General features: G+C 73.2%; 26 protein-coding genes and 1 pseudogene. 16 read left to right on the top strand and 11 right to left on the bottom strand.

The features are described 5' to 3' along the window. Position 1: 1 nt before the first annotated feature. Both C2L59_RS17140 and pruA read right to left on the bottom strand, forming a co-directional pair. Positions 2-931: a proline dehydrogenase family protein gene (locus C2L59_RS17140; protein WP_103350511.1), complete on the bottom strand. Its 930-nt coding sequence runs from the start codon at positions 929-931 to the stop codon at positions 2-4. A 26-nt stretch (positions 932-957) separates the two neighbouring features. Continuing rightward, positions 958-2,586 (bottom strand): L-glutamate gamma-semialdehyde dehydrogenase, encoded by a 1,629-nt coding sequence (gene pruA, locus C2L59_RS17135; RefSeq protein ID WP_103350510.1) that lies wholly within the window; start codon positions 2,584-2,586, stop codon positions 958-960. A gap of 117 nt (positions 2,587-2,703) precedes the next feature. Here pruA and C2L59_RS17130 point away from each other — a divergent pair, with 117 nt between their 5' ends. Beyond that, a complete protein-coding gene (locus tag C2L59_RS17130; protein ID WP_103350509.1) occupies positions 2,704-4,257 on the top strand; it encodes a CdaR family transcriptional regulator in 1,554 nt (517 codons plus the stop codon). 19 nt (positions 4,258-4,276) lie between these two features. Next, positions 4,277-4,933, top strand: a complete 657-nt coding sequence (locus C2L59_RS17125) for a maleylpyruvate isomerase N-terminal domain-containing protein (protein ID WP_199199113.1) — start codon at positions 4,277-4,279, stop codon at positions 4,931-4,933. Between the two features lie 31 nt (positions 4,934-4,964). Here C2L59_RS17125 and C2L59_RS17120 read toward each other — a convergent pair whose 3' ends face one another. The 3 genes from C2L59_RS17120 to C2L59_RS17110 form a co-directional block, all read right to left on the bottom strand. Then, positions 4,965-5,183, bottom strand: coding sequence for a S1 RNA-binding domain-containing protein (locus tag C2L59_RS17120; protein WP_103350508.1), 219 nt, complete (start codon positions 5,181-5,183; stop codon positions 4,965-4,967). A 216-nt stretch (positions 5,184-5,399) separates the two neighbouring features. Then, entirely contained in the window at positions 5,400-6,392 is a 993-nt protein-coding gene (locus tag C2L59_RS17115; protein ID WP_103350507.1) for an LLM class flavin-dependent oxidoreductase, read from the bottom strand. A gap of 36 nt (positions 6,393-6,428) precedes the next feature. Further along, positions 6,429-6,821 carry a DUF6221 family protein gene (locus C2L59_RS17110; RefSeq protein ID WP_103350506.1) on the bottom strand — a complete coding sequence of 131 codons (393 nt, stop codon included), beginning with the start codon at positions 6,819-6,821 and terminating at the stop codon, positions 6,429-6,431. A 341-nt stretch (positions 6,822-7,162) separates the two neighbouring features. Here C2L59_RS17110 and C2L59_RS17105 point away from each other — a divergent pair, with 341 nt between their 5' ends. Both C2L59_RS17105 and C2L59_RS17100 read left to right on the top strand, forming a co-directional pair. Next, positions 7,163-7,561 (top strand): hypothetical protein, encoded by a 399-nt coding sequence (locus C2L59_RS17105; protein ID WP_146060393.1) that lies wholly within the window; start codon positions 7,163-7,165, stop codon positions 7,559-7,561. Between the two features lie 3 nt (positions 7,562-7,564). Then, positions 7,565-7,786, top strand: a complete 222-nt coding sequence (locus C2L59_RS17100; RefSeq protein WP_103350504.1) for a hypothetical protein — start codon at positions 7,565-7,567, stop codon at positions 7,784-7,786. Between the two features lie 4 nt (positions 7,787-7,790). Here the strand turns inward: C2L59_RS17100 and C2L59_RS17095 are convergent, their stop codons facing one another. Continuing rightward, positions 7,791-8,807 carry a DNA polymerase domain-containing protein gene (locus C2L59_RS17095; protein ID WP_103350503.1) on the bottom strand — a complete coding sequence of 339 codons (1,017 nt, stop codon included), beginning with the start codon at positions 8,805-8,807 and terminating at the stop codon, positions 7,791-7,793. Positions 8,808-8,851: 44 nt separating this feature from the next. On the opposite strand from C2L59_RS17095, the gene C2L59_RS17090 reads away from it, so the two are divergent. The 8 genes from C2L59_RS17090 (at position 8,852) to C2L59_RS17055 (ending at position 15,213) form a co-directional block, all read left to right on the top strand. Next, positions 8,852-9,574: a TVP38/TMEM64 family protein gene (locus C2L59_RS17090; protein ID WP_103350502.1), complete on the top strand. Its 723-nt coding sequence runs from the start codon at positions 8,852-8,854 to the stop codon at positions 9,572-9,574. A gap of 57 nt (positions 9,575-9,631) precedes the next feature. Beyond that, a complete protein-coding gene (locus C2L59_RS17085) occupies positions 9,632-11,293 on the top strand; it encodes a serine/threonine-protein kinase (protein ID WP_199199115.1) in 1,662 nt (553 codons plus the stop codon). A 54-nt stretch (positions 11,294-11,347) separates the two neighbouring features. Continuing rightward, a complete protein-coding gene (locus tag C2L59_RS17080) occupies positions 11,348-11,653 on the top strand; it encodes a hypothetical protein (RefSeq protein WP_103350500.1) in 306 nt (101 codons plus the stop codon). Positions 11,654-11,672: 19 nt separating this feature from the next. After that, on the top strand, positions 11,673-12,095 hold the full coding sequence (gene msrB / locus C2L59_RS17075; RefSeq protein ID WP_086849491.1) for a peptide-methionine (R)-S-oxide reductase MsrB: 423 nt from the start codon (positions 11,673-11,675) through the stop codon (positions 12,093-12,095). A gap of 88 nt (positions 12,096-12,183) precedes the next feature. Next, positions 12,184-13,092: a TIGR04222 domain-containing membrane protein gene (locus C2L59_RS17070; RefSeq protein ID WP_103350499.1), complete on the top strand. Its 909-nt coding sequence runs from the start codon at positions 12,184-12,186 to the stop codon at positions 13,090-13,092. A 66-nt stretch (positions 13,093-13,158) separates the two neighbouring features. Further along, on the top strand, positions 13,159-14,085 hold the full coding sequence (locus tag C2L59_RS17065) for a TIGR04222 domain-containing membrane protein (protein ID WP_103350498.1): 927 nt from the start codon (positions 13,159-13,161) through the stop codon (positions 14,083-14,085). Beyond that, a complete protein-coding gene (locus tag C2L59_RS17060; protein WP_103350497.1) occupies positions 14,078-14,878 on the top strand; it encodes a DUF692 domain-containing protein in 801 nt (266 codons plus the stop codon). The genes C2L59_RS17065 and C2L59_RS17060 overlap by 8 nt, the downstream gene beginning before the upstream one ends. Next, entirely contained in the window at positions 14,875-15,213 is a 339-nt protein-coding gene (locus C2L59_RS17055; protein WP_103350496.1) for a hypothetical protein, read from the top strand. The genes C2L59_RS17060 and C2L59_RS17055 overlap by 4 nt, the downstream gene beginning before the upstream one ends. Here C2L59_RS17055 and C2L59_RS17050 read toward each other — a convergent pair. Genes C2L59_RS17050 through hemE form a run of 4 tightly spaced genes read right to left on the bottom strand, consistent with a single transcriptional unit; the run spans position 15,210 to position 19,766 of the window. Then, the gene (locus C2L59_RS17050) at positions 15,210-16,550 is read right to left on the bottom strand and encodes a CoA transferase (RefSeq protein WP_103350495.1); all 1,341 of its coding nucleotides are present in this window, start codon (positions 16,548-16,550) and stop codon (positions 15,210-15,212) included. The two genes, C2L59_RS17055 and C2L59_RS17050, sit on opposite strands and share 4 nt — an antisense overlap. Beyond that, the gene (gene hemQ, locus C2L59_RS17045; protein ID WP_103350494.1) at positions 16,550-17,242 is read right to left on the bottom strand and encodes a hydrogen peroxide-dependent heme synthase; all 693 of its coding nucleotides are present in this window, start codon (positions 17,240-17,242) and stop codon (positions 16,550-16,552) included. The genes C2L59_RS17050 and hemQ overlap by 1 nt, the downstream gene beginning before the upstream one ends. Before the next feature lie 56 nt (positions 17,243-17,298). Next, positions 17,299-18,699, bottom strand: coding sequence for a protoporphyrinogen oxidase (gene hemG / locus C2L59_RS17040; RefSeq protein ID WP_103350493.1), 1,401 nt, complete (start codon positions 18,697-18,699; stop codon positions 17,299-17,301). Next, positions 18,696-19,766, bottom strand: a complete 1,071-nt coding sequence (gene hemE / locus C2L59_RS17035; RefSeq protein ID WP_103350530.1) for a uroporphyrinogen decarboxylase — start codon at positions 19,764-19,766, stop codon at positions 18,696-18,698. Before hemE ends, hemG begins: the two co-directional genes overlap by 4 nt. Before the next feature lie 102 nt (positions 19,767-19,868). Here hemE and C2L59_RS17030 point away from each other — a divergent pair, with 102 nt between their 5' ends. From C2L59_RS17030 to C2L59_RS17020, 3 genes are all read left to right on the top strand, one after another. Continuing rightward, on the top strand, positions 19,869-20,432 hold the full coding sequence (locus tag C2L59_RS17030; RefSeq protein WP_199199112.1) for a DUF3000 domain-containing protein: 564 nt from the start codon (positions 19,869-19,871) through the stop codon (positions 20,430-20,432). Between the two features lie 724 nt (positions 20,433-21,156). Further along, positions 21,157-21,873: a response regulator transcription factor gene (locus C2L59_RS17025; RefSeq protein ID WP_033261886.1), complete on the top strand. Its 717-nt coding sequence runs from the start codon at positions 21,157-21,159 to the stop codon at positions 21,871-21,873. A gap of 98 nt (positions 21,874-21,971) precedes the next feature. After that, a complete protein-coding gene (locus C2L59_RS17020; protein WP_103350491.1) occupies positions 21,972-23,195 on the top strand; it encodes a ribonuclease D in 1,224 nt (407 codons plus the stop codon). A 136-nt stretch (positions 23,196-23,331) separates the two neighbouring features. Here C2L59_RS17020 and C2L59_RS17015 read toward each other — a convergent pair whose 3' ends face one another. Further along, positions 23,332-23,955: a TetR/AcrR family transcriptional regulator gene (locus C2L59_RS17015; protein WP_233223533.1), complete on the bottom strand. Its 624-nt coding sequence runs from the start codon at positions 23,953-23,955 to the stop codon at positions 23,332-23,334. A 223-nt stretch (positions 23,956-24,178) separates the two neighbouring features. Between C2L59_RS17015 and C2L59_RS50375 the strand changes: the two are divergent. Further along, positions 24,179-25,555, top strand: a pseudogene (locus C2L59_RS50375) (APC family permease). The last annotated feature ends 9 nt before the right edge of the window (positions 25,556-25,564 follow it).

Below are 25,564 nucleotides of genomic sequence, written 5' to 3'. Positions count from 1 at the left end.
GTCAGGAGCGCGTCGCGAGCCCGCGCAGGAAGAACGCCAGGTTCGCCGGGCGCTCGGCCAGCCGCCGCATGAAGTAGCCGTACCACTCGTCGCCGTAGGGCACGTAGACGCGCATCCGGGCGCCGGACGCGGCGATCCGCTGCTGCTCCTCCGGCCGGATGCCGTAGAGCATCTGGAACTCGTGGTCGTCGTCCTTGCGGCCGTTCTCCTCGGCCAGCGTGGCCGCGATCGCGATCATCCGCGGGTCGTGCGAGGCCACCATCGGGTAGCCCTGGCCGGCCATCAGGACGCGCAGGCAGCGGACGTAGGACTTGTCCACCTCGGCCTTGTCCGCGAAGGCAACCGACTCGGGCTCGGCGTAGGCGCCCTTGCACAGCCGCACCCGGGACCCGGGCCCGGACAGCTCCCGGCAGTCCTGCTCGGTGCGCCGCAGGTAGGCCTGCAGCACCGCGCCGACCCACGGGTACTCGCCGCGCAGCTCGCGCAGGATGCCGAGCGTCGAGTCCGTGGTCGTGTGGTCCTCCATGTCGAGGGTCACGGTGGCACCGACCGCCTCGGCCGCCGCGCAGATCTTCCGCGCGTTCTCCAAGGCGACGTCCTCGCCGTCCGCCGGCAGGAACTGCCCGACCGCCGACAGCTTCACCGAGACGTCCGTGCCCTCGGCCAGGCCCTCCGCGGCCAGCGCCGACAGCACGGCTTCGTAGGCCGCGACGGTCGCCGCCGCCTGCGCGGCGTCGGTGGTGTCCTCGCCCAGGTGGTCGAGGGTGATCCGGCGGCCGTCCGCGGCCAGTTCCCTGGCCACCCGGACGGCGTCGGCGGTCTCGGACCCGGCGACGAACCGGCGCACCACGGATCGCGTGGCGGGCACGGCTTCGACGAGCCGCCGGATGCCCTTCGACCGGGCGGCGGCGAGCAGCGGGGCACGCAACATGGTCGGTCCTCCAGTCTTGAGAGAGCTCAGCCCTGGTGCGGGTAACGCACGCTGGTCGGCGGCACGAACGTCTCCTTGACCGAGCGGGGGCTCGTCCAGCGGAGCAGGTTGAAGATCGAGCCGGCCTTGTCGTTGGTGCCCGAGGCCCGCGCGCCGCCGAACGGCTGCTGGCCGACGACCGCGCCGGTCGGCTTGTCGTTGACGTAGAAGTTGCCCGCGGAGAACTTCAGCGCGTCGGCCGCCTTCGCCACGGCGGTGCGGTCGTTGGCGATCACCGCGCCGGTCAGCGCGTACGCGGCGGAGGAGTCGATCAGCTTCAGGACGTCGTCGAAGCCACCGTCCTCGTAGACGTGCACCGACAGGATCGGGCCGAAGTACTCGGTCGAGAAGATCTCGTGCTTCGGGTTGTCCGAGACGAGGATCGTCGGCTGCACGAAGTAGCCGACGCTGTCGTCGGCGGTGCCGCCGGTGAGGACCTCGACCGAGGCGTCGTTCTTCACGCGGTCGAACAGGTCGGCGTGCTTGGTGAACGCGCGCCGGTCGATGACCGCGCCGCCGAAGTGCGACAGGTCGGTGACGTCGCCGTAGGAGAGGGCCTCGGTCTCGGCGACCAGGCCGTCCTTCAGCTCGTTCCAGACGCTGCGCGGGATGTACGCGCGCGAAGCGGCGGAGCACTTCTGGCCCTGGTACTCGAAGGCGCCGCGGACCAGGGCGGTGCGCAGGACGTCGACGTCGGCGGAGGCGTGCGCGAGCACGAAGTCCTTGCCGCCGGTCTCGCCGACCAGGCGCGGGTAGCCGCGGTAGCCCGCGATGTTCGCGCCGACCGTGCCCCAGAGGTGCTGGAAGGTCGCGGTCGAGCCGGTGAAGTGGATGCCGGCCAGGTCGCGGTGGGTCAGGGCGACCTCGGAGACGGCCTTGCCGTCGCCGGGCAGCAGGTTGATCACGCCCGGCGGCAGGCCGGCCTCTTCGAGCAGCCGCATGGTCAGGTGCGCGGAGAACGACTGCGTCGGCGACGGCTTCCACAGCACGGTGTTGCCCATCAGCGCGGGCGCGGTCGGCAGGTTGCCGGCGATCGCGGTGAAGTTGAACGGCGTGATCGCGTAGACGAAGCCTTCGAGCGGGCGGTGCTCCATCCGGTTCCACACGCCCGGCGAGCTGATCGGCTGCTCGGCGAGGATGCGGCGGCCGAACTCGACGTTGAAGCGCCAGAAGTCGGCGAGCTCGCAGGCGGAGTCGATCTCGGCCTGGGTCGCGGTCTTGGACTGCCCGAGCATGGTGGCGGCGTTGAGCGTGGCGCGCCACTTGCCGGTGAGCAGGTCGGCGGCGCGCAGCAGGATCGCGGCGCGGTCGTCGTAGGACAGCGCGCGCCACTCCGGCGCGGCCTTCGCGGCGGCCGCGATGGCGTCCGTCGCGTCCTGCTGGGTGGCGCTGTGGATGGTGCCGAGGACGTGCTTGTGGTTGTGCGGCTGGACGACGTCGATCTTCTCGCCGCCGCCGGGGCGCTGCTCGCCGCCGATGGTGACGGTCAGGTCGACCGGTTCCGCCTGGCCCAGCCGCTGGAGCGCGCCCTCGAGTTCCGCGCGCTCGGCGCTGCCCGGTGCGTAGGTCAGCACCGGCTCGTTCGTCGGGGCGGGGGTCTGGGTCACGGCGTCCACGGCGGCTCCTCGGCTTTCGGTCCGGATGCCCCGAACGGTAACTCCGGACACGTGCCGAAGACTTGTCCGAACGGCTAATATCGCCCGTGTGGTCTTGTTCGATCGGATAGCTTGAGAATGACCTCGCTACGCCATGTCCTGGCGACGCTGGGCGAGCCGCTCGTCGAGGTCGTCGTGGCCCCGCACGGCCTCGGCGTCGACGTCACCGACGTCGTGATCCTCGACCCCGAGGACCCGCTGGAGGCGTCCCCCGGCGACCTGGTGCTGGTGATCGGCGCCCGCGGCCGGGCGGCGGCGCCGGCGATCCGGGCGGCCGGGCGCGGCGGCGCGGCCGCGGTGGCGGTCAAGGGCGCGACCGGCGCCGACGTCGCCGCCGACGCGGGCGTCGCCCTGCTGACGGTCGGCGCCGAGGCCCGCTGGGAGCAGGTGGAGGCGCTGGCCCGCGGGGTCGTCGAGGCGGGGCGCGCGGGCGGGGAAGCGGCCAGCGGCGAGGTGCTCGGCGACCTGTTCGCCCTGGCGCAGACGATCGCGACGCTCACCGGCGGCCTGGTCAGCATCGAGGACACGGCGAACCGCGTACTCGCGTACTCGCGGGCCGGCGACGAGGTCGACGAGCTGCGGCGGCTGTCGATCCTCGGCCGCGAAGGCCCGGAGCGCTACCTCGCGATGCTCCGCGAATGGGGCGTCTACCAGCGGCTCCGCGCCGGTGAAGGGATCGTGCGGATCGACGAGCGGCCCGAGCTGGGCATCCGCCGTCGCATCGCGGCGGGCATCCACGCGGGCAACCAGCCGCTCGGCACGATCTGGGTCCAGGAGGGCGCCCAGCCGCTCACCGAACGCGCCGAGACGGCCCTGCTCGGCGCGAGCCGCACCCTGGCCCCCCAGCTGATCCGGGCGCGCACGCTGCCGAGCCCGGAGCTGCGGCTGCGCGAGGACCTCCTGGCCAGCCTGCTGGAAGGGCGCCTGGACGCGGAATCCGTCGCCGACGACATCGGCGCCGACCCGGCGCGCCCGGCGCAGGTGCTCGCCTTCGCCCTGGCCCGGTCGGACAACCGGCAGCTACGGCGCGCCGAGCTCGTCCACCTGATCGCCGTGCACACCGCGGCCTACCGCCGCAGCGCGCTGGTGAGCGTGATCGGCGGCCGCGTCTACGCGCTGCTGCCGGACCTGCCCGAACACTCCGACGCGGCCGTGCTGGCGCTGGCGCGCGAGATCGCCGGCACGGCCCGGCGGCACCTGGACGTCCCGGTCCGCGCGGCCCTCGGCGGCGTCGTCCCCCGGCTGTCGGACGCGGCCGCCTCCCGCGGCGACGCCGACCGCGTCCTGGCCGCGATGACGCGCGGGCGCTGGGCCGCCGACGTCGCTTCGCTGGCCGACGTCCGCGCCGAGGTGCTGCTCTCGGAGGTGCTGGCCTACCTGGGTGACCAGCCGCGGATCCGCGACCCGCGGCTGACGGCGCTGGCCGAGCACGACGCCGGGCACGGCGGGATCCTGGTGCCGGCGGTCCTGGCCTGGCTGAACGCGTTCGGCGACGTCCGCGCGGCGGCCCGGGTGCTGAACATCCACCCGAACACGGTCCGCTACCGCGTCCGGCGCGCGGCCGAGATGTCCGGCGTGGACTTCGACGACCCCGCGCAGCGCGTGTTGACGGAGCTGCAACTGCGGCTGTGATCCTGCTAGCTTCGCGCCCGTGGATCTCTTCTCGCACACGTGGGCGGCGTTGCGCCTCGCGGTCGCCGCAGTTCCCGACGCGGCGTTCGCGAAGCCGTCGGGCTGCCGGGGCTGGCTGGTCCGGGACCTGGTGTGCCACCTGGTGATCGACGCGCAGGACGTGCTGATCACCCTGGCGACGCCGGCTCCTTCGGCGGTCACGCACGACGCGGTCACGTACTGGGCGGTGGCTTCCGAGCCACCTTCGGGCGACGACCCGCTCTCGGCCCTGATCGTCCGCCTCGCGGCGGCGTACGAGGACCCGGCGCTTTTGAAGTTCCACCTCGACGACGTCGGCGCGGCGGCGGGCCGCGCGGCCGACCTGGCCGACCCGGGCATGCGGGTGTCGACGCAGGGGATGGTCCTGACGGCGGGTGACTACCTCTCGGCGTACGTGCTGGAGTGGACGCTGCACCACCTGGACCTGGTCACCCACCTGCCGTCGGCCGCCGGGCCGCCCGCCGAGGGCCTGGCCCGGACGCGGGTGATGCTCGAGAAGATCGCCGGGACGGCGTTCCCTGCGTCCTTCTCGGACACCGACGTCCTGCTGGTGGCGACGGGCCGGCGCGCGCCGACGGAGGCGGAGACGGCGGAGCTGGGCGATCTGGTCGCGCGGCTGCCGTTCGTGCTCGGGTGAGGCAGGGCGCCCTGCCCCACCCGAGCTCACATCACGCCTTCACCAGGCTGCACCGGCGCTGTTCCACGTCGATCTGCTCGATGCGGACCGGCAGCCGCGTCCCGGCCGGCGGCACCTCGTCGCTCACCAGAAAGCCGTGGACGCCGTCCGCGACTTCGACGAACGCGCCGAACGGCAGCACCCGGGCCACGACGCCGTCGAGGACGCCGCCCTCGGCGTGGGCCGCTACGAACTCCTGCCACGGGGTCATGCGAATCACCTCCTTCCCGCGCACGTCCCGATCAGGGCGATACGTGCGAGGAGGCGGCGGCCCACGGGGCCGCCCGGAGGTCACGGCACAGCCGGGTACCCCGTCTGCTCACGGCTCGAGGCCGACCCGGCAGTCACGGGAAAAGCCTACCGCCCGGGCGCGGAAACACGCGAACGGTAATTCTCCGACGCGTTGTCCGGGCATCGGGAAATCAGCTCACACGAACGAGCGAAGATCGGTCAGTTCGGCGAGCGCGGCGAAAGAATCGAAACGCGCGGATTGGTCGTGGGCGGCGGTCGTCGCCAGGACTTCGTCGGCACCGGCGGCCGCGACGAGCGCCCCCAGCCGGTCCGCCACCTCAGCCGGCGTGCCGGCGATCTGGCCGTCGAGCGTCTCGTCGAGCCGCCGGCGTTCGCGCTCGGTCATCGGCCCGGCGAGGATGTCGCCGGGCGGGTCCAGGGGCGGGAAGACGCCGTGCGATCGCGAGTGGACCGTCGCCCAGGCTTCGGAGACGAGCAGGCGCCGCGCGGCCGCCGCCGAGTCCGCCACCGCGATCGCCGTCGACACCACGACATACGGCTCGCGCGCCCACTCGCTCGGCCGGAAGCCGTCCCGGTAGCGCGTCACGGCTTCGGCGAGCGCCCGTTCCCCGCGCACCGGCGCGATCACCAGCGGTAGCCCGAGTTCCGCGGCGAGGTCCGCGCCGGAGCCGGTGGCCAGCAGGAACGGCGGCACGCGCAGGCCCTCGGCCGGATAGGCGTGGACACCCGGGTAGGCGTGGTCGCCGGTGAAGAACCCGAGCAGCTCGCGGACCTGCGCCGCGAAGTCGTCGGCGGCTTCGCTGCCGTGCCCCAGCGCGGCCCGCACCCCGCCGGTGAAGCCGACCGACCGCCCGAGTCCCATGTCGATCCGGCCCGGGTGAAGCGCTTCCAGGACACCGAACTGCTCGGCCACGACCAGCGGCCGGTGGTTGGGCAGCATCACGCCCCCGGTCCCGACGCGGATGCGGGTGGTCGCCCCGGCGACAGCGGCGGCCAGTACGGTCGGCGCGGACCCGGCGATCCCGGGCACGCCGTGGTGTTCGGACACCCAGAACCGGTGGTAGCCCAGCCGTTCGAGGCCGGCGGCGAAGGTCACGGTGTCCCGCAGCGCCTGCGCGGGCCCGCGGCCGCGCCGCACCGGCGAGCGGTCGAGCACGGAAAACCTCACGCCGGGTGCAACGCCCGGCGCGCGACGGGATTCCCGTCAGGGCCGCCAGCGCTCGCTGTACTCCGGGTGGTCGGCGTAGGGCAGGGCCAGCAGGCGCAGCGTGAGGCACCAGTTGGAGCCGGCCTCGTCGGCCGGCACGTGGCAGGTCTCACACCAGTATTCGCTGCCGTAGAGCGGAAAGCCGGGGACCTTCTCCGACACCGTGGTGCGGTGGGCGAGCAGGATCCGCCGGGTCGCCTCGATCTCGTTGATCATCTGGTTGACCACGTCGAGTTCGAGGTCGGTGAGCCCGCGGATCTTCTGCTCCACGGCGACCTTCGTCTCGCCGCGGTTCATCGTCTCGCCGGCCTTCGCCTTGTTGACGGCCTGCATGATCAACGCCTGCCGTGCGCCCACACGCGCGGCGAGGAATGCGATCAGGTCGTCCACGCAGGGCCTCCCTCCTCGAACCCGCCCCCCGATGGTCCCGGGGAGTCGTCGATTCGGAACGGCACGTTACGCCGTCGGAGACCAAGATCGTGACACGGAGATCGGCCGTGCAACATTTGTGACCCGAAAGGCGACAGCGAGCGCTTGCGTGATCACTCCGCGTTCCCATTCGTCCTTTCGGCCGAAAGAAATCTTCTCGCCCGATAGCCGATTCGGTGACGACCACCACTTCTGTGCCCGTGGTTACCACTCGAACCGGATCGAGGCCCCTTCGTGTCGCTGCGCAACACCCGGCTCAGCCGCCGCGTCTGTCACCGCAGTGCACAACCACGGAGGTCACCATGTCCGTTCCGGCGGCACCGGGTCCGCAGCTGCCGTACGTCCCGCCGGCCGCTTCTCCGCCCCGGCGCAGGAAGCGGCCGTGGGTGGCCGGCGGGCTCGCCGTGGTGGCCGCCCTTGCGGCCGGCGTCGTGCTGGCGCTCGCCTTCGGCAAGGCCACCGCCGGCCCGTGCCTCGACAAAGCGCAGCACGCCCCGTGCGCCGGACCGGGCGGCACGTGGATCGCCGCCGACCGGGCTGTCCGGCCGCGTGACGCCGCCGCGCCCGCCACCACCAGTCCGTCGATCCCCGCCTTCGCCATCCCGTCGACGACGGAACCGGTGCTGCCCGAGCCCACGGCGAAGGACTACTCGGTGGATCCGGCCATCCAGTCCAAGCAGTGTTTCGGGTCGGCGGGCTGAAACGTGGTCGTCGAGCCCGAGCTCACCGCGCTCGGCGCGAGCACCCTGCTCCGGGAGTGCGACATCACTTACGGCATCTCGGGCGACGCGTCCGGCGAGCTCCTCGAAACCGCCTACGCCCAGGGCGGCACCTCGTACCGCATTGACCGCACCAGCATGAGCACGAAGAACAGCAAGGTCGTCCCGAAAGCCACGGTCACCGCGGTCAGCTGCCGCAAGCCGTGACCGCTCAGTCGTTGCGCGCCTTGCTCGGCTGCACCCGCTTCGGCTCCCCCGGCATCTTCGGGTAGTCCGGCGGGTACGGCAGCTCACCCTCACCCCGGTCCCGCGCATCCCGCTCGTACCACTCCAGCGCCGTCTCCAGCCCGAACGGCGAGGCGTCCATGGCCGCGTGCAGGTCGCCGTGCTCCTCCAGGAACGCCGGGATCGTCAGCACGTCGAAGTCGTCCGCGTCCACCTCGGCCAGCAGGTCCCACGTCAGGGGGGTCGACACCGTGGCCCGCGGGGTGCCGCGGACCGACCAGCTCGACGCCACCGTGCGGTCGCGGGCCGCCTGGTTGTAGTCCAGGAACACCCGTCCTCCGCGCTCTTCCTTCCACCACGCCACCGTCGCCTTGTCCGGGATGCGGCGGGCCACCTCGCGGCCCAGCGCGATCACCGCGTGGCGGACCGCCACGAAGTCCCACTCCGGGCGGATCCGGACCAGCACGTGCACCCCGCGGCCGCCGGACGTCTTCGGGTAGCCCGTCAGGCCCGCGTCCGCCAGGACGTCGCGGACCACCATGGCCACCTCGACCGCGTCCGCGAAGCCCGCGCGGTCCGGCGGGTCGACGTCGATCCGCAGCTCGTCCGGGTGGTCGACGTCCGCGCTGCGAACCGGCCACGGGTGGAAGTCGAACGTGCCCAGGTTGGCCGCCCACGCGAAGACCGCCGGCTCGGTCGGGCACACCTCGGCCGCCTTGCGGCCCGACGGGAACGTGATCTCGGCCGTCGACACCCACGACGGCGCGCCCTTCGGCACGCGCTTGGCGTAGAACCACTCGCCCTCGACGCCGTCGACGTAGCGCTTCAACGTCGTCGGGCGCTCACCGATCGCGCGCAGCAGCGGGCCGCCGACGGTGATGTAGTGCTCGACGACCTGGCGCTTGGTGATGCCGCGCTGGGGGAAGTACACCTTGTCCGGGCTCGTGACGCGGACCGTGCGGCCGCCCACCTCGTACTCGACCGGGTCACCGTTCTTGGGCATGCGGCCACGCTAGCGGCAAACCGCCGCCCGGTAGGCTGGAGCGGGTGTCCGGCCGCACCAAGCTGATCGTCGCGTTCGCCGTGCTCGCCGTCTTCGCGGCGGCCGCGGTGCTGCTGCCGATCCCCGGGCCGGCCGAACTGCGGGCCTGGGCCGCCACCACCGGCCCCGCGACGCCGCTCGTGCTGTTCGTCGCCTACTCGCTGCTCACCGTCGCCCCCGTCCCGCGGACGGTGTTCAACCTCGCCGCCGGGCTGCTGGTCGGCACCGCCGCCGGGATCGCCATCGGGCTGGCCGCCACCACGATCGCCGCCGCGCTGTCCTTCGGGCTGGCCCGCCTGCTCGGCCGCGACCTGGTCACCCGGCACCTGCACCGGTCGGCCGTGCGGACGGTCAACGACCGGCTCGCCGGCGGCGGCACCCTGGCCGTCACGTCGCTGCGGCTGATCCCGGTGGTGCCGTTCGCGCCGTTCAGCTACCTCTGCGGGGTGTCCTCGGTGCGCCTCGCCCCGTACCTGGCCGGTACGCTGCTGGGCAGCGTGCCCGGTACGGTCGCGGTGGTCGTCCTCGGCGACGCGCTGACCGGCGACACGCCGCCCGCGCTGCTCGCCTGTTACGGCGTGTTCGCGCTGGCCGGGGCGATCGGGCTGGTCAAGGTGTTCAAGAAGCGGGCACCGGGCGAAGCGGGCCTGCCGGACCGGCTGGCTGACGCGAGCAGCACGGGGCCGACCGCTACACTCGATCGGGTGCGCGAAGCGGAAACGCGCTGAGCAGGGCCACCACCACCGGGAATTTCGTCAGGAGCAGCCGCCATCGACACCGGTCAGCTGATCGCGGGGCACTACCGCCTCGTCGAGCACATTGGTAGCGGTGCCATGGGAGTGGTGTGGCGCGCGACGGACGTGCGCCTCGAACGCACCGTCGCGATCAAGCAGATCCTCCCCCAGCCGGGCGTCTCCGAGACCGAACGCGACAACATGCGCCAGCGCGCGATGCGCGAGGCGAAGAACGCCGCCCGGTTCCAGCACCCGAACGCGATCGTGGTGTTCGACATCGCCGAGCACAACGGCGACCCCTGCCTGGTGATGGAGTACCTGAACGGGCCCAGCCTCTCCACCATCCTCGCCGAGGAGGGCACGCTGCCGCTGGGCCGGATCGCCCGGATCGGCGAGCAGGTCGCGTCCGCGCTGGTGGCCGCGCACCGCGCCGGGATCGTGCACCGCGACGTCAAGCCGGGCAACATCCTCATCGACGAGACCGGCACCGCGAAGATCACCGACTTCGGCATCTCGCGCGCGGCCGGCGACATGACGCTGACGGCCACCGGCCTGATCGGCGGCACCCCCGCGTACCTGGCGCCCGAGCTCGCGCGCGGCGCGGACCCGGTGCCCAGCTCCGACGTCTTCGCCCTCGGCGCCACCCTCTACCAGGCCATCGAGGGCACCACGCCGTACGGCAACACGTCCAACCAGCTCGCCCTGCTCTACGCGGCGGCGAACGGCCAGATCAACCCGCCGGTGCAGGCCGGGGCGGCCACCGCGCTGCTGATGAGCCTGCTGCGTAGCGAGCCGGGCGAGCGGCCGAGCATGGCCGAGGCCCGCGAGCGGCTGGCGGCACTGGCCCGGACCGAACCGGGCGGCATGACGGCGTCACCGCCGCTGCTGTCCGGCGGGGCCGGCCGCAAGCCCGCCGCGCCCGCCGACGGCGGCGAGCGACCGCCGTGGCAGCGGACCGAAAACCAGGCGCCGTCCTCGCCGCCGGTCGGCACGCCCGCGCCGGCGGCCGCGAGCAAGGCGCCGTCGAACCCGCCGCGCCCGACCGCGGCGTTCATGCCGATGCGGTCGCCGGCCGCGCCGCCGAACACGCCGCCCAGACCGATGCCCGCGGCCGCGCCGACGGCCAGGGCGCCCCAGTACTCGTCGAACACCCCGAAGCCGGACAACAAGCGCAAGTACGCCCTGTTCGCCGGGGCGGGTGCCGCGGTCGTCGTGGTCGCGGTGATCGTGTTCCTCGTGCTCAACTCCGGCAACGGCGGCTCCGGCGGCACGCAGACCGCCCAGTCGCCGGGCAGCCAGCCCACCGCGGGCCAGAGCACGCCCAAGACCACCGGGTCGAGCAGCAGCTCGAACGTCTCCGCCAAGCTGGGCCAGACCCCCACCGAAAGCCGGGTCGGCAACTACACCGCGGCGGGCAACCTGATCATCGAGTACTTCAGCGACCCCGCGTCCCACTGGGACATGCTGACTCCGGCCGCCCAGCAGGTCTACGGCGACGAGGGCAAGTACGCGGAGTACTGGGCCGAAAACAAGAAGAACATCAACGGGCCGACCACGGCCAGGGCCGATTCGGGCGGCAACGAGAGCGACGGCTCGCTCGTCATGAACGTCAACGTCGGCGGCAGCCGCCCCGGCTACCGGCTGGTCAACGTCGGCGGCCGGACCCTGATCGACGCCAACACGAAGCTCGCCGGCTCGGGTTCTAACAACTGAGAGTTGACGCGCGTTCAGTGGGCTGACGGGCGCCGATGGCCTACCGTGGGTGGCATGGCCGACAACGGAGCTTCGCTGCCGGGCCAGAATCCTCGCTTCCACGAGGACCTGGTCGGCCTGGATCCCTACGACCCGGAGGCGCTCGCGTTCGCCGAGCACCTCGACCGCATCGAACGGTGCGGCCCCAATTTCACCATCGAAGCCGCCCTCGACGGCGTGGCCGACTTCGCCGACTCCAGCAACCGCCTCGGCGGCCTGCGCTACTGGGTGTCCGCCCTGATCGTGATCCTCATCGTGCTCGGCGTGATCGTGGCCGCATGGGACATCGTGGTGCACGCCCTCGCCTGGCTCGCGGCGTAACGTGGATCGGGTGAAAGGTATGAAACCCGTTGTCGGCGCGACCCCGCGCGTCGTGAAGTCCGAGCAGGAATGGCGGGCGCAGCTCAGCCCCGACGAGTACGCCGTGCTCCGCCAGGCGGGGACCGAACGGCCGTTCACCGGCGAGTACACCGACACGAAGACGACCGGCGTCTACGAGTGCCGCGCGTGCGGTGCCGAGCTGTTCCGCAGTGACACGAAGTTCGAAAGCCACTGCGGCTGGCCGTCGTTCTTCGACCCCGCCGACTCCGACGCCGTGCTCCTGCGCGAAGACCGCACCATGGGCATGAAGCGGATCGAGGTGCTCTGCGGCTCCTGCCACAGCCACCTCGGGCACGTCTTCGAAGGCGAGGGCTACCCGACCCCGACCGACCAGCGCTACTGCATCAACTCGATTTCGCTGAAGCTGGTGCCCGAGTCGTGACGGCCCCAGCCTAAATCTCCCTCAAGCGAGCAACCCGCCGCCCTCCCTCGAACGTAGTCTCCGCACACGGACGAGGGAGGGCGGACTCATGACCGATACCTGGGGCATTCCCGGACCGGTGTTTTCGGGGCTTCACCTGGGCTTGCTGCTGGCGGTGGCGCTGTACGGCGCACTGCGCGCCTGGCGGGTCTCGCGGGGGGACGCCGGCGGCGCGCCGGAGCGGCCCGAAGAGTTCGCCCTGCTGGCCGGCGGGCGGGACCGGCTCGGCGAATTCGTCGTCGCGACGCTGCTGGAACGGCAGTTCGCCCGCCTCGACGGCACCGGCAAGCTGCACCGCGTCCGCGGCACCGCCTCGGACGACCTCGGCCGCGCCGCCCTCGCGCGCATCGGCAAGACCGGCAACTCGTTCGGCCGGGTGCGGGACGAGGTCGCGCAGCACGCGTCGGTGGCCGGGCTGGAGAGCGGGCTGGCCGCCCGCGGCCTGCTCACCGACGTCCGGGCGGTCCGGCTGGCCTGGCTGACCACGGCGGTGGCCTACGGGGCGCTGGCCGTGCTCGGCGTGCTCCGGCTGTTCGCCGGGACGGCCGCCGGGCACCCCGTCGGCCACCTGGTCCTGCTGCTGGTGGGGAACGCCGTCGCGCTCATCGTCGCCGCGGTCGGCGCCGCGAACCGGCCGCGGGTCAAGCTCACCGCCGCCGGCCGCGCCGCCCTGGAGAAGGTGCGCCGCGCCGGCACGTTCACCGCCGGGGCGGCGGGCGCCGTCGCGTCCCAGGGCCTGAGCGCGCACCCCGACAAGGAGGTCCGGCTGGCCGTCGGGCGAGCCGTGTCGCGGGCGGCCGCGCAGGTGTACCGCCGTCCGCGGGGCCGCTGGGCGGCCGCCGGCGGGGCGAGCGCCGGCTACTACGGCGGCAGCTCCTGCAGCGGCGGCAGCTCGTGCGGCGGTGGGGGCGGCGGCTGCGGGGGCGGCGGCGGAGGCGGCGGAGGCTGCGGCGGTTGAAACGCCGACGCGGGTGCGTGCGTCTGACAGCTACGGTAACCGCGACACACTGAGGGGAGACGGGCGATGAACGACCCGTGGGGCATTTCCGGACCGGATTTCGTGGTCCTCTACATCGCGTTGCTCGGCGCGGTCCTGCTGGTCAGGGTGATCGTGTCCGGGATCGTGGCCGCCCGTGCGATGCGGTCGGACCAGGCGCACGCCGGCCCGCCGCCGACGGTGTACCAGCTCGCCTTCCTCGCCGGCGGCCCCGACCGGGCGACCGACGCGGCGATCGCGGCGCTGGTCGAACGCGGGCAGCTGCGCGTCAACAGCTACAAGCAGATCAGCAAGACCGGCACGCGGCCGGTGGACCCGCTGGAGCGGGCCGTCTTCGACGTCGCGAAGCTGAAGACGACGGCGATGATCCGGGCGAAGGTCCGCGCCTCCGCCGCGATGCGGGCCCTGGAGGAGGGGCTCGACCAGCGCGGCCTGCTGGCGTCGGCCGCGGCGAAGCGCCAGTCGAGGACGTTCGGGCTGGTGCTGCAGCTGGCCGTGCTGGCCTTCGGCGTGGTGCGGCTGGTGAACGGCATCTCGCTGGGCCGTCCGGTCGGCGTCCTGGTCTTCCTGGTCCTGGTCGCCGCGGTGCTGGCGATCGTGGCCGCGGTCCGGCGGTCGAAGACGGGCGCGCGGCAGCCGTCGGCCGCGGGCCACCGCCTGCTCGGCCAGGCCCGCGCCGCGGCGAGCGGCCCGGTGCCGGCCGGGATGCTGGCCGGCGGCGTGCTCCTCGGCGGGGCGGCGGCCGCGGTCGCGCTGGGCGGCTGGGCGATGTACCCGGACGAGGAGCTGAGCGCGGCCCTCACCCCGCCGATGGGGTCGTTCGGCGGCGGTGGCTCGTCCGGGTCGTCCGGGTCGTCCTGCAGCAGCGGGTCGTCCTGCTCGAGCTCGTCCTCGTGCAGCAGCGGTTCGTCGTGCGGCGGTGGCGGGTGCGGCGGAGGGGGCTGCGGTGGGTGAGCTGGGTATCGGCATCGGCTGGCGGCACGAGCTCGACCTCTCGATCGCCCGGCTGCCGGGCGTCGACTGGGTCGAGGTCGTCGCCGAGAACCTGCGCGCCGACCACCTGCCGGAGACGCTGGTGGCGCTGCGCGAGCGGGGGCTGCCGGTGTTGCCGCACGCGGTCTCGCTGTCCCTCGGCGGGGCCGAGCCCCTGGACACCGGCCGCGTCCAGCACCTGGCGGAGGTGGCGCGGGCCCTGGACGCGCCGCTGGTCAGCGACCACGTCTGTTTCGTGCGCGCGGGCGGGCTGGACTCGGGCCACCTGATGCCGCTCCCCCGCACGCGCGAGGCGCTCGACGTGCTGGTGGCGAACGTGCGGCTGGCCCAGTCCATCGTGGACGTGCCACTGGCGCTGGAGAACATCGCCGCGGTGCTCGATTGGCCGGACGCCGAGCTGACCGAGGAGCAGTTCCTCACCGAGCTGACCGAGCGGACGGGCTGCCGGCTGATCATCGACGTCGCCAACCTGTACGCCAACGCCCGCAACATCGGCACGGATCCGGCGGCGTTCCTGGACGGGATCCCGTGGGAGCGCCTGGCGTACGTGCACATGGCGGGCGGCATCGAGCGCGACGGCGTGTACCACGACACGCACGCGCACCCGGTGCTGCCGGAGGTGTTGTCGCTGTTGACGGAGCTGCGCCGCCGCACGGACCCGCCGGGGGTGTTGCTGGAACGCGACGACGACTACCCGAGCGACGCCGAGCTGGCGGCGGAGCTGTCGGCGTTGCGCGCGGCGGTGACGGGATGACCCGCGCGGAGCTGGCGCGGCGCCAGGCGGAGCTGCTGCAGGCGTTGCTGGCCGACGGCCCGCCACCGCCGGGATTCGACCCGTCCCGGTTGAAGGTGGAGGCAACGGTGCTGCGGCGCAAGCACGGGCGGGTGCTGGCGTACCAGCGGCCGGAGCTGACGGAGGCGCTGGGCGACCGGTACGGGCCGCTGTTCGCGGAGTTCAACGAGGGCCGCCCGAAGAAGGCGACGGAGAGGTCCGGGGCGTACGCGGACGAGTTCGTGACGTGGCTGATCGAGCGCGGCCACCTGCCGAAACCGAAACGGCGGCTGGTGGACCGCCTCCGGCGTCGCTAAGGGGTCCAGGTCGGTTTGTCGACTCCCGGCTGCCGCGTGCCGAACTCCCAGTACGGCTGCGCGCCCGGCAGGCCGCCGGCCATCCGGACCCGCGTCAGCCGTCCGTACCCGCTGTCCGCTTCCTCCAGCAGGTCGCCGAAATCGACGTCCGCGGCCGCCGGATCCTTGCGGCCCAGCGAATCCAGCCACCGGGCCGTGCCGGCCAGTGACAGCCGCGCCCGCCAGGTGCCGCCGTCGGTGACCTGGCGCCGCAGCGCCGTCATGACCGCCGCCGCCGTCAGCCAGCCCGTTGCGTGGTCCAGCGCCTGGACCGGCAGCGGGGCCGGCCCGTCCGGGGAGAACGCCATCCCGTTCGACATCTGCACCAGGCTGTCGAACCCGCGCCGGCGGGCCCACGTACCTTCCCAGCCGTACGCGCTCAAGTCCGCGGTCACCAGGCCCGGCCGCAGCTCCGCCAGCTCCGCCGGCCCGAAGCCGATGCGCTCCAGCGCGCCCGGGCGGAACGACTGGACCAGCACGTCCGCCCGGCTGATCAGCTTCTTCAGCCGCGCGCGGCCGCCCTCGGTGTCCAGCGCGACGAACGCCGACCGCTTGCCCTGGCCCGTGTCCCGGACCAGCGCCTCGACCCGCGGCAGGTGCGCGGCCCCGACGTGCAGCACGTCCGCGCCGTGCGCCGCCAGGACGCGCCCGGCCACCGGGCCGGCCAGCACGTGTGTCAGCTCCAGGACCCGGATGCCACCCAGCGGGCGGTCCGAGTAGAACAACGTCCGCTTCGGCGCGTCGGCGACCGCAGACAGCTCCGCCAACGGCAGCGAAGCCACCGCCGCGCCCTGGGGGTGCGCCGCCCAGTCCTCCGGCGAGCGCAGCTCGGCCGCCGCTCCCCCGGCGCTCACGACGGCGTGCTCGATTTCGCGGGCGCTCCGGCCGGCGACCGCCTTCTCGACCGCGTCACGGGTCCCGGGCACGCCGAGGCCCCAGCACACCGCCGCTTCGTGGCGCGGGTAGTTGCAGTGCAGGCGCACCCAGCCGTCGGCCGCGCGGTAGTTGCCCGACAGCGGCGCCCAGGCCGACTCCGCGCCGACGCCGTCCACGCGCAGGAGCTGCTCGCTGTGGAACGCCGCGGCCGCGTGCCGGGTGTCCGCCGTGACCACGCCGGGCTCGATCCCGCGCAGCCGCAGCAGTTCACCGGCCGCCAGCGTCGCCGCGGCCACGGACGCCGTGGCCGCGGCCGCCACCCGGTACGGGCCGGGCAGCACGTCTTCGGTTCCGGTCAGCTCGAAGGGGCCGGGCTTCGCTCCGGTGAGGGCGTGCCAGACGCCCTCGACGACGTCGCGCACTACGGGAGCGCCGCGACGAGCTCGGCGGGCGGCACGCGGGTGCCGGTGTAGAACGGGATTTCCTCGCGCACGTGCAGCCGCGCCTCGGTGCCGCGCAGGTGCCGCATCAGGTCGACGATCCGGTGCAGCTCGTCGGCCTCGAAGGCGAGGATCCACTCGTAGTCGCCGAGGGCGAAGGACGCGACGGTGTTGGCGCGCACGTCCGGGTAGTCGCGGGCTTCCTTGCCGTGGTCGGCGAGCATCTTGCGGCGGTCGGCGTCCGGCAGCAGGTACCACTCGTAGGACCGCACGAACGGGTAGACGCAGATGTACTTGCGCGCCTCTTCCCCGGCGAGGAAGGCGGGGATGTGGCTCTTGTTGAACTCGGCGGGCCGGTGCAGCGCGGTCTGGCTCCAGACCGGCGTCGACGCGCGCCCCAGCGGCGTCCGCCGGAACCCGGCGTAGGCGGCCTGGACCTGCTCGATCTCCTCGGCGTGCCACCAGATCATGTAGTCGGCGTCGGCACGCAGCGCGGACAGGTCGTAAACCCCGCGGACGACGACGCCCTTGGCCTCGAGCCCGTCGAGGTACTCGGTGGTCTCACGACCGGCGGCCCCGCGGTCCTCACCCAGCCGGCCGGGTTCGATCCGGAAGACCGACCAGGTGGTGTAGCGGATGGTGTCGTTGAGCTCGTTGTAGTTGACCCGCGCCATGAGCCCATCCTGTCACCGCGACCCGGCGCCCGCCGCCACGGGTCGGGTGACCGCACTCACGCGGTCAGGTGAGCCGCGATCCGCTGCGCCGCCGCCTCAGCAGTGGCCACGCAAGCCGGCAACCCCACCCCGTGCAGCGTCGCCCCCGCCACCGCCAGCCCCGGGACCTCCGCGACCGCCTTCTCGATCCGCTCCACCCGCTCCAGGTGCCCGGCGCCGTACTGCGGCAACCCGCCGCCCCAGCGGGTCACCAGTGTCTCCACCGGGGCCGCCGTCACGCCCGTCAAGCGGGCCAGGTCGTCGCGGACCACGCGGACCAGTTCGACGTCGTCCGCCCTCAGTGCGCCCGGCTCGCCGAACCGGCCGACCGATCCGCGGACCAGGACCGGGCCCCGGCCGTAGTGGGCCCACTTGCGCGAAGAGAACGTGAACGCCTTCGACGCGTACGGCACGCCCGAAGCGTCCCGCTCGCCGTGGCCGATCAGGATTCCCGATGCGGCCGGCAGCTCGGTGCCCGGCGGCAGGGCCAGCGCCACCACGGCCATCGACGCCAGCTCGACCTCGCCGAACGCCGCCGAGGCCGCCGGGACCAGGTCCGCGAGCAGCCGGCGGGCCGACGGGGCCGGGACCGCGAGCACCACCGCGTCCGCCTCGGCCGTGTTGTCCGCCGGGGCGTGCGCCGTCGGGGCCGCGCCGATGCGCAGGCGCCAGGCCGGGCCGTGCCGCTCGATCTCGCACACCGGCAGGCCGGTCCGCAGCTCGGCGCCGGACACCTCGGTGAGCCGGTCGATCACCGTGCCCAGGCCGCCCGGGACGGTGCCGAACACCGGTGCCGCCGACGGGTTCGCCGGCAGCTGGGCGGCGGCCGCCGCGGTCAGCGAACCCGCGCCCGCCGCCAACGCCGCGGCCAGGCCCGGCATGGTCGCGCGCAGGCCGAGGCCGTCGGCGCCGCCCGCGTAGACGCCGCCGAGCAGCGGGTCGACCAGCCGGTCCACCAGTTCGTCGCCGAAGCGCTCGCGCAGCAGCGGCCCCAGCGGCACGTCCCCGCCCGGCAGCCGCAGCTCGGGCAGCGACGGCTCGGCCGCGACGGCCTTCCGCCCGGCCTCGGACAGCACCCCGGCCACCGACTCCGCCGACGCCGGCACGCCCATCACCGTGCCCGGCGGCAGCCCGGTCACGCCGCCGCCCGCGTGGATCTTCGCGCGCGCCTTCGTCGGGTGGACGACGTCGAGCCCGAGCTCGCGGACCAGCGCGAGCATCTCGGGGCGGCGGACGAGGAACGCCTCGGCGCCGACGTCGTAGGGCACCCCGGCGAGCTCGGCCGTGCGCAGCTTCCCGCCCGGCGTCGTCGTCTTCTCGTACACCGTGATCACGGCGTCGGGGCCGAGCAGCCGCCGCAGCCGGTACGCCGCGGTCAGCCCGGAAACGCCGCCGCCGACGACCGCGACGCGCTTCACAGCTCGTGCACCAGCCCGACCACGCGGGTCAGCACGTCCGGGTCGACGCCCGGCAGCACGCCGTGACCGAGGTTGAAGATGTGGCCCTCGGCCGCCTTGCCCTCTTCGACGATCCGCCGGACCGCGGCTTCGAGCACCGGCCAGGACGCGTGCAGCAGCGCCGGGTCCAGGTTGCCCTGGACGATCGCGTGACCGCCGAGGCGCCGCACGGCTTCGTCCAGGGGAATCCGCCAGTCGACGCCGACGACGTCCGCGCCCGCGTCGCGCATCGCGGCGAGGAGCTCGCCGGTGCCGACGCCGAAGTGGATCCGCGGCACGCCGTACTCCGCGACCCCCGCGAGGACCTTGGCCGAGTGCGGCAGGACGAATTCGCGGTAGTCCCGCTCCGACAGCGCGCCGGCCCAGGAGTCGAACAGCTGGATCGCGTCGACCCCGGCGTCGAGCTGCGCGCGCAGGAACGTCAGGGCGACGTCGGCCAGCCGCCCGGCCAGCTCGTGCCACACCTCGGGCGAGGAGTGCATCAGCGCCTTGGTGTGCTCGTGGTTGCGGCTCGGGCCCCCCTCGATGAGGTAGCTGGCCAGCGTGAACGGCGCCCCCGCGAAGCCGATCAGCGGGGTCTCGCCGAGCCGCTCGACCAGCAGCCGGACGCCGTCGGCGACCTTCGACACATGCTCGGGTTCGAGGACCGGCAGCGCCTTCACCGCGGCGAGGTCGCGCACCGGCGTGGCGGCCACCGGGCCGGTGCCGGGGACGATGTCGATGTCGACGCCGGCGGCCTTGAGCGGCACCACGATGTCGCTGAACAGGATCGCCGCGTCGACGCCGTGCCGGCGGACCGGCTGCAGCGTGATCTCGGCGAGCATCTCCGGGTCGAAGCAGGCGTCGAGCATGGGCACGCCCTCGCGCAGCGCGCGGTACTCGGGCAGCGAACGCCCCGCCTGGCGCATGAACCAGACGGGCGTGCGGGCCGGGCGTTCGCCGCGCGCGGCGGCCAGGAACGGGGCTTCGGGCAGCTCGCGGCGGCCGGACGAGGCGGCCTGGCGCGGCAGGGGCGTGGTCTGAGACATCGTGGTCAATCGTGCCACGAGGCCGGGCGGGGCCGTTCCTCGGCGCGGCCGCCTCGGCGCGCCTGCGCCCGCAACGGGGCGTGCCCGCCCTAAAGTCGGTGCGTGACCGCGATGACACCAGTGCCCGAACTCTTCCAAGAAGCAGTCGCGGCGCTGCAGTCCGTCCGGCCCCGCCGGGAGGTGCTGCTGGAGCCGATGCGGCCGCCGCAGCGGCTCGCACCGTGGTCGTACGCGGTCAGCTGTGAGGTCGCCGGGCCGGCCGACGTGCTGGCGTCGGGGCGGCTGGTCCTGCTGCACGACCCGGACGGCCAGGACGGCTGGGACGGCGTGCTGCGCCTCGTCATGTACGTGCGCGCGGAGCTGGACCGGGAGCTGGCGACGGACCCGTTCCTGCCGGCGGTCGGCTGGTCGTGGCTGACCGACGCCCTCGACGTGTCGGGCGCGAGCTGGAAGGCCCTCGGCGGCACGGTGACCGAGACGTCGTCGGCCCGCTTCGGCGACATCTCCGGCCCGGCCCGCACCGACGACCTGGAGCTGCGGGCGTCGTGGACGCCGGCGGACGCCTCGCTGGTGGCGCACGGGCAGGCGTTCTGCCAGGTGATGGCCAGCGTCGTGGGCCTGCCGCCGGTCGGCGTGACCATGTTCGGGCAGCGTCAGGGCTCCTGACCCGGCCGTCCGGGCGATCTTCGGCAACGAAACGGCCACGGCGGACCCCGGCGGGCACCGCCGGACGCGGCCCCTTGTACGGATGTGAGCAAAATTCACGTCCGCTGAACGACGTTCACCGGCGCAGCGGCCCCCAGAAGGGCCACCGGACGCCGCAACGGCTCCGGTGATCATCCGGGACGGCCGGCACCCGCCCGTCGCCCCTGAGGCCGTTTCACGTCTCCTCGTTCGTGATCCCGGACGGTCACGCACCGCAACAAGATCAATCCGCCGCCCCGCGCCCCTTCCGGAGCCGCCGGCGGCCACGCACAGTCACAGGCGCCAGCCTCGGCAAGCGCCCCGGGCGCCGCGGCAGGCCGTCGATCACGCCCCGGCCAGAGCCGCGTTCCGGGGGTTGGGGGAGCCCATCCGGCCCCTCGTCACTAGGCGCACCGGCAGCTGCACGCCTCATCTGCACGGCCATTTGGCCGCCGGTAACTTCATAGCATCGTGTTCGCTGGGCTATCCGTTAGCAACCGGCCGTGTACTAGCCCGATCGTGTTACTTCGAACCCACTGAGTGACTGTTCGTTTGAGATAGATACCCATTCGATCCCCCCGCGAAGGGCCCAAGGCGGCTACAGTGCCTTCGACGACACCACTTTCGGTCTAAAGCTGGCGCGGCTGAACGGCCGAAGGTCCCGGTGCCGGTCGGGGGGCACGACCGACTCCAGGGAGGTAGTGACGTGGCTACCGTCGGCATTTCTCAGGCCGTCCGATCCACGCCAGCCGGTGCATTGCCGGCGAGCATGGTTCCGCACCCGCGGGAAGAGCTTTTTTCGGTACTGGTGGTCGATGACCACCCGCTGTTGAGGGAGGCAATCGCAGCAAGACTCGCACAGATGGGTGCGGGCACCGTCCACGAAGCCGCCACGGTGGCCGAAGCGAGGGCGCGAGCACAGGCCACCGGGCCTTGTGACCTGGCGATCCTCGATCTCGGACTGCCGGACGGCAGCGGCATCGAGCTGGTTACGGAACTCCGTAGCCACGGCTGGCCGCGCGTGGTGGTCCTCGCATCCTCGGACGACCCGTACGCGGTCCGCTCGGCCTTCCAGGCCGGGGCCCAGGCGTACCTGCTGAAGTCCGCGTCGCCGGTCGTCGTGACCGATGGCGTGCGGCGTGTGCTCGAGGGCGGCGTATACGCCGACCCGAGCGTGGCTCCGGTGCTGGCCACCGGGACCCGCGTCGCGGGCACCGACAACACCCCGCGCGAGCTGTCCGCTCGCGAGGTGGAGGTGCTCCAGCTGGTCGCCGACGGGCAGTCCAACAAGGAGATCGGCGAAGAGCTTTCGCTCTCCGCTCTCACCGTCAAATCCCACCTCTCCCGGATCGGGCGCAAGCTCGGCACGGGCGACCGGGCCCAGATGGTGGCGCTGGCCATGCGCGCCGGCGTGATCCGCTGACACGAGCGAACAGCCCTGCGGGGCGGGCAGACCAGGCGCGGTATGCCCGTCCCGTAGGGTCGTCGGTTATGGGAAGTGCAGAGGCCGAGGACACCGGGATGGAGATCGAGTCCACGGGCGGCCCTGTGCTGCTACGCGAACCCGCCGAGGGCACGCCCCCGGTGATCACCGAGCCGTCCGCGCTGGCCGAGGCCTGCGCCCGGCTCGCCGCGGGCACCGGCGCGGTCGCCGTCGACACCGAACGCGCGTCCGGCTACCGGTACTGGCCCAAGGCCTACCTCGTGCAGCTGCGCCGCGAAGGTTCCGGCACGGTGCTGATCGACCCGATCGCGCTGGCCGAAGACCTCGAGCCGCTGCGCGAAGTCCTCAACGACCTGGAGTGGGTGCTGCACGCCGCCTCCCAGGACCTCCCCTGCCTCGCCGAGCTGGGCCTGCGCCCGGCGGCGCTGTTCGACACCGAGCTGGCCGGCCGGCTGGCGGGCTACGAACGCGTGGCGCTGGGGACGCTCGTCGAACTGCTGCTCGGCTACACCCTCGAAAAGGGCCACAGCGCGGCCGACTGGTCGAAGCGGCCGCTGCCGGTCGACTGGCTGAACTACGCCGCCCTCGACGTCGAGCTGCTCGTCCAGCTGCGCGAAAAGCTGGAGGCGGAGCTGGGCGCCCAGGGCAAGCTGGAGTGGGCGCAGCAGGAGTTCGAGAACGTCCGGACGGCCCCGCCGCCCGCCCCGCGGGCCGAGCCGTGGCGCCGGACGTCCGGTGTGCACAAGATCCGCAGCCCGCGCGGCCTCGCGGCGGTCCGCGAGCTGTGGCAGGCGCGCGACGAACTCGCCCGCAAACGCGACCGCGCGCCGAGCCGCATCCTGCCGGACAGCGCGATCGTCAACGCCGTCACGGCCGACCCGAAGACGGTCGAAGAGCTGCAGGCGCTGCCGGTGTTCAGCGGCCGCGTCCAGCGCAAGTACACGGCGAGCTGGCTGCGGCACCTGCAGGCGGCCCGCGCGTTGCCCGCGTCGGAACTCCCGTCACCGTCGCAGCCGACGGACGGCCCGCCCCCGGTGAACCGCTGGGCGGACAAGGACCCGGACGCGGCGGCCCGCCTCGCGGCGGCCCGGGCGGCGTTGACGGCGATCGCGGAGGACCGCCGCCTGCCGGTGGAGAACCTGCTGCTGCCGGACCTGGTCCGCCGCACGTGCTGGCGCCCGCCGGCCGAGACGGACGAGGAGTCGGTGGCGGAGGTCCTGCGCGCGGCCGGAGCCCGGCCGTGGCAGGTCGACCTGACGGCGGCGGTGCTCAGCAAGGCCCTGCAGACCACGGCGTCCTGAGGCCCGGCCTGCGCGCCCCAATGTGGCGTTGGTTGCGCTGGACGCACCGAACGCCACATTGGGTGCGTCCAACGCACCGAACGCCACATTGGGTGCGTCCAACGCACCGAACGCCACATTGGGGCGCTCGAGACCGTCAGTCGGCGAGGGGCGCCAGCAAGCGGTGGGCCTGCGCGCGCAACCCGTCCGTCGGGTCCGCCACCCCCACCAGCCGGACCACGCCGTCCGCTCCTTCGCGCACGTGGGCTTCGACGTCCAGCGCCGGATCGTCGCGGCGGATCACCGCGATGCTCTCCACCAAGCCGAACACCAGGTCCGTGCGGATCCCCGCCGACTCCGGGGCGATGCCCGATGCCGCCACGAGCCGACCGTACGCCGCCTTCAGTTCTGCGCGCTCGGTGCGGAAGTGGGCCAGGTTCGGCGATCCGACCTCCGGCAGCAGGTACAACGCGCCGAGGTTGTGCCGGGCGCCGCCGAGGAGACCGATGTCCGCGTACGCCAAGGCCCACAGCCGGACCGCGGCCGGCGCCGCGCCGGCGACCAAGCGCGCCGCCAGGGCCAGTGACGGGCGGACCGTCTCGGCCAGCAGGGCCGCGAGGATGTCTTCCTTCGCCGGGAAGTGGTAGTAGAGCGACGCCTGGCGCAGCCCCGCGCGTTCGGCGATCGCTCTGGTCGTCGTGGCCGCGTACCCGGCTCCGGTGAACAGTTCGCCCGCCGCTTCGAGCACCGCCTGGCGCGCGTCCGGGCGGTTCGCCGCCATTCCGCTCGCCCTCGGCCTGCCGACTCCCGAACCTTTGACCACGGGCGTGATCTTGCCAGGTTTCCCGCCACGGCACGCACACGACAGGCGCGGTTACGCCCGGATGTCGTCATTGACGCCGGGTATATCCCGCAATCAACGCACCGCTAACACGACGGAGATCATCGTGTCGCGGCGAACACCTAATTTCTGTCGTGCGATAGAAACCAGGTCAGGAGCGCGCATGACCCCACCCGACGAACTCGCCGCCTTCGGTTACCGCCAGGAACTCCGCCGTTCGCTGGGCGGTTTTTCCGCTTTCGCCGCCGGTTTTTCCTTCGTTTCCATCCTCACCACCGTCTTCCAGCTCTTCGGTTCCGGGTACACCTTCGGCGGCCCGCTCTTCTTCTGGACGTGGCCGGTCGTCCTGGCCGGCCAGCTGCTCGTCGCGCTCGTGTTCGCCGAACTCGCCGCGCGCTACCCGCTCGCCGGATCCGTGTACCGGTGGGCGAAACAGCTGACGAAGGGCTTCCTCGGCTGGCTCGCCGGCGGCGACCCGTCGGTGACGTCGCCCTCCGGCGCGGCCAACGCCGTCCTGCTCGGCACGCTGCTGCTCGTCTTCACCACCGCGGTCAACACCGGCGGGTCCGGCTGATGGCGCGGATCGACGACGTCGGCGTCGCGGCCGAACTCCTGGGCGTCATCGTGCTCGTCACCGGGCTGATCCTGTTCGCCGTCCGCGGGCCGCAGGTGGTGCTGCACGACGCGCCGGGCACGAGCGCGGGAATCGGCGGCGTGCTCGCTTCGGCGCTCATGGCGGCGTACGTCCTCTACGGCTTCGACACCGCCGCCTCGGTCGCGGAGGAGACGAAGGACGCGCGCAAGGCGGCTCCGCGGGCCGTGCTGCGGGCCGTGCTCGTGTCCGGCGTCGGCGGCCTGGCCGTCGTCCTCCCCGCGCTGATGGCCGCGCCGAGCCTCACCGACGGGCAGCTCGCCGGCAAGGGCCCGCCGTACGTGATCACCGCCGTCTTCGGCGACACCCTCGGCCGGGTCTTCCTCGCCGACGTGGCGATCGCCGTCGTCGTCTGCACCCTGACCATCCATCCATGCCCCCGCCGCCACCCTCAACGGGGACGCTGCGCGCCGCTGTGCCTATTCAACCGGCACCGTCCGGCTGATCTACGCGATGGCCCGCGACGGCGCGCTGCCCGCGCCCGCCCGGCTGTCCGGCGCGCTCGCCATCGGGCTGCTGCTGCTCAACGTCGGCAATCCGACGCTGTTCAGCACGATCACCGCGACGTCGGTGGTCGTCGTTTACCTGGCCTACCTGCTCGTGGCGGGCCCGCTGCTCGTCAACCGGCTGCGTGGGCGGTTCCCCGCCGAATCCGGCCGGTTTTCCCTGGGCCGCTGGGGCGTACCGCTGAACGGCGCAGCGGTCCTCTACGGAATTGCGATGATCGTGAACATCGCCTGGCCACGCGCGGAGATCCACGATCTCGCCGGTTCGGGCGCCCCCTCGATGCTCTTGTTCCCGATAGAGTTCGTCGGCGGCGCACTGGTGATCGGCTGGCTTTGCCGGCTGCGGCTGCGTCCCGCTCCCGCCCTCGAACCCGCGACCTGAGAGAGGACG

Origin of the sequence: Amycolatopsis sp. CA-128772, assembly GCF_002904295.1 — a bacterium.
GTDB lineage: Bacteria > Actinomycetota > Actinomycetes > Mycobacteriales > Pseudonocardiaceae > Amycolatopsis.
The sequence above is the reverse complement of the archived record's forward strand: the minus strand, read 5'-3'. Positions and strand labels throughout refer to the sequence as shown.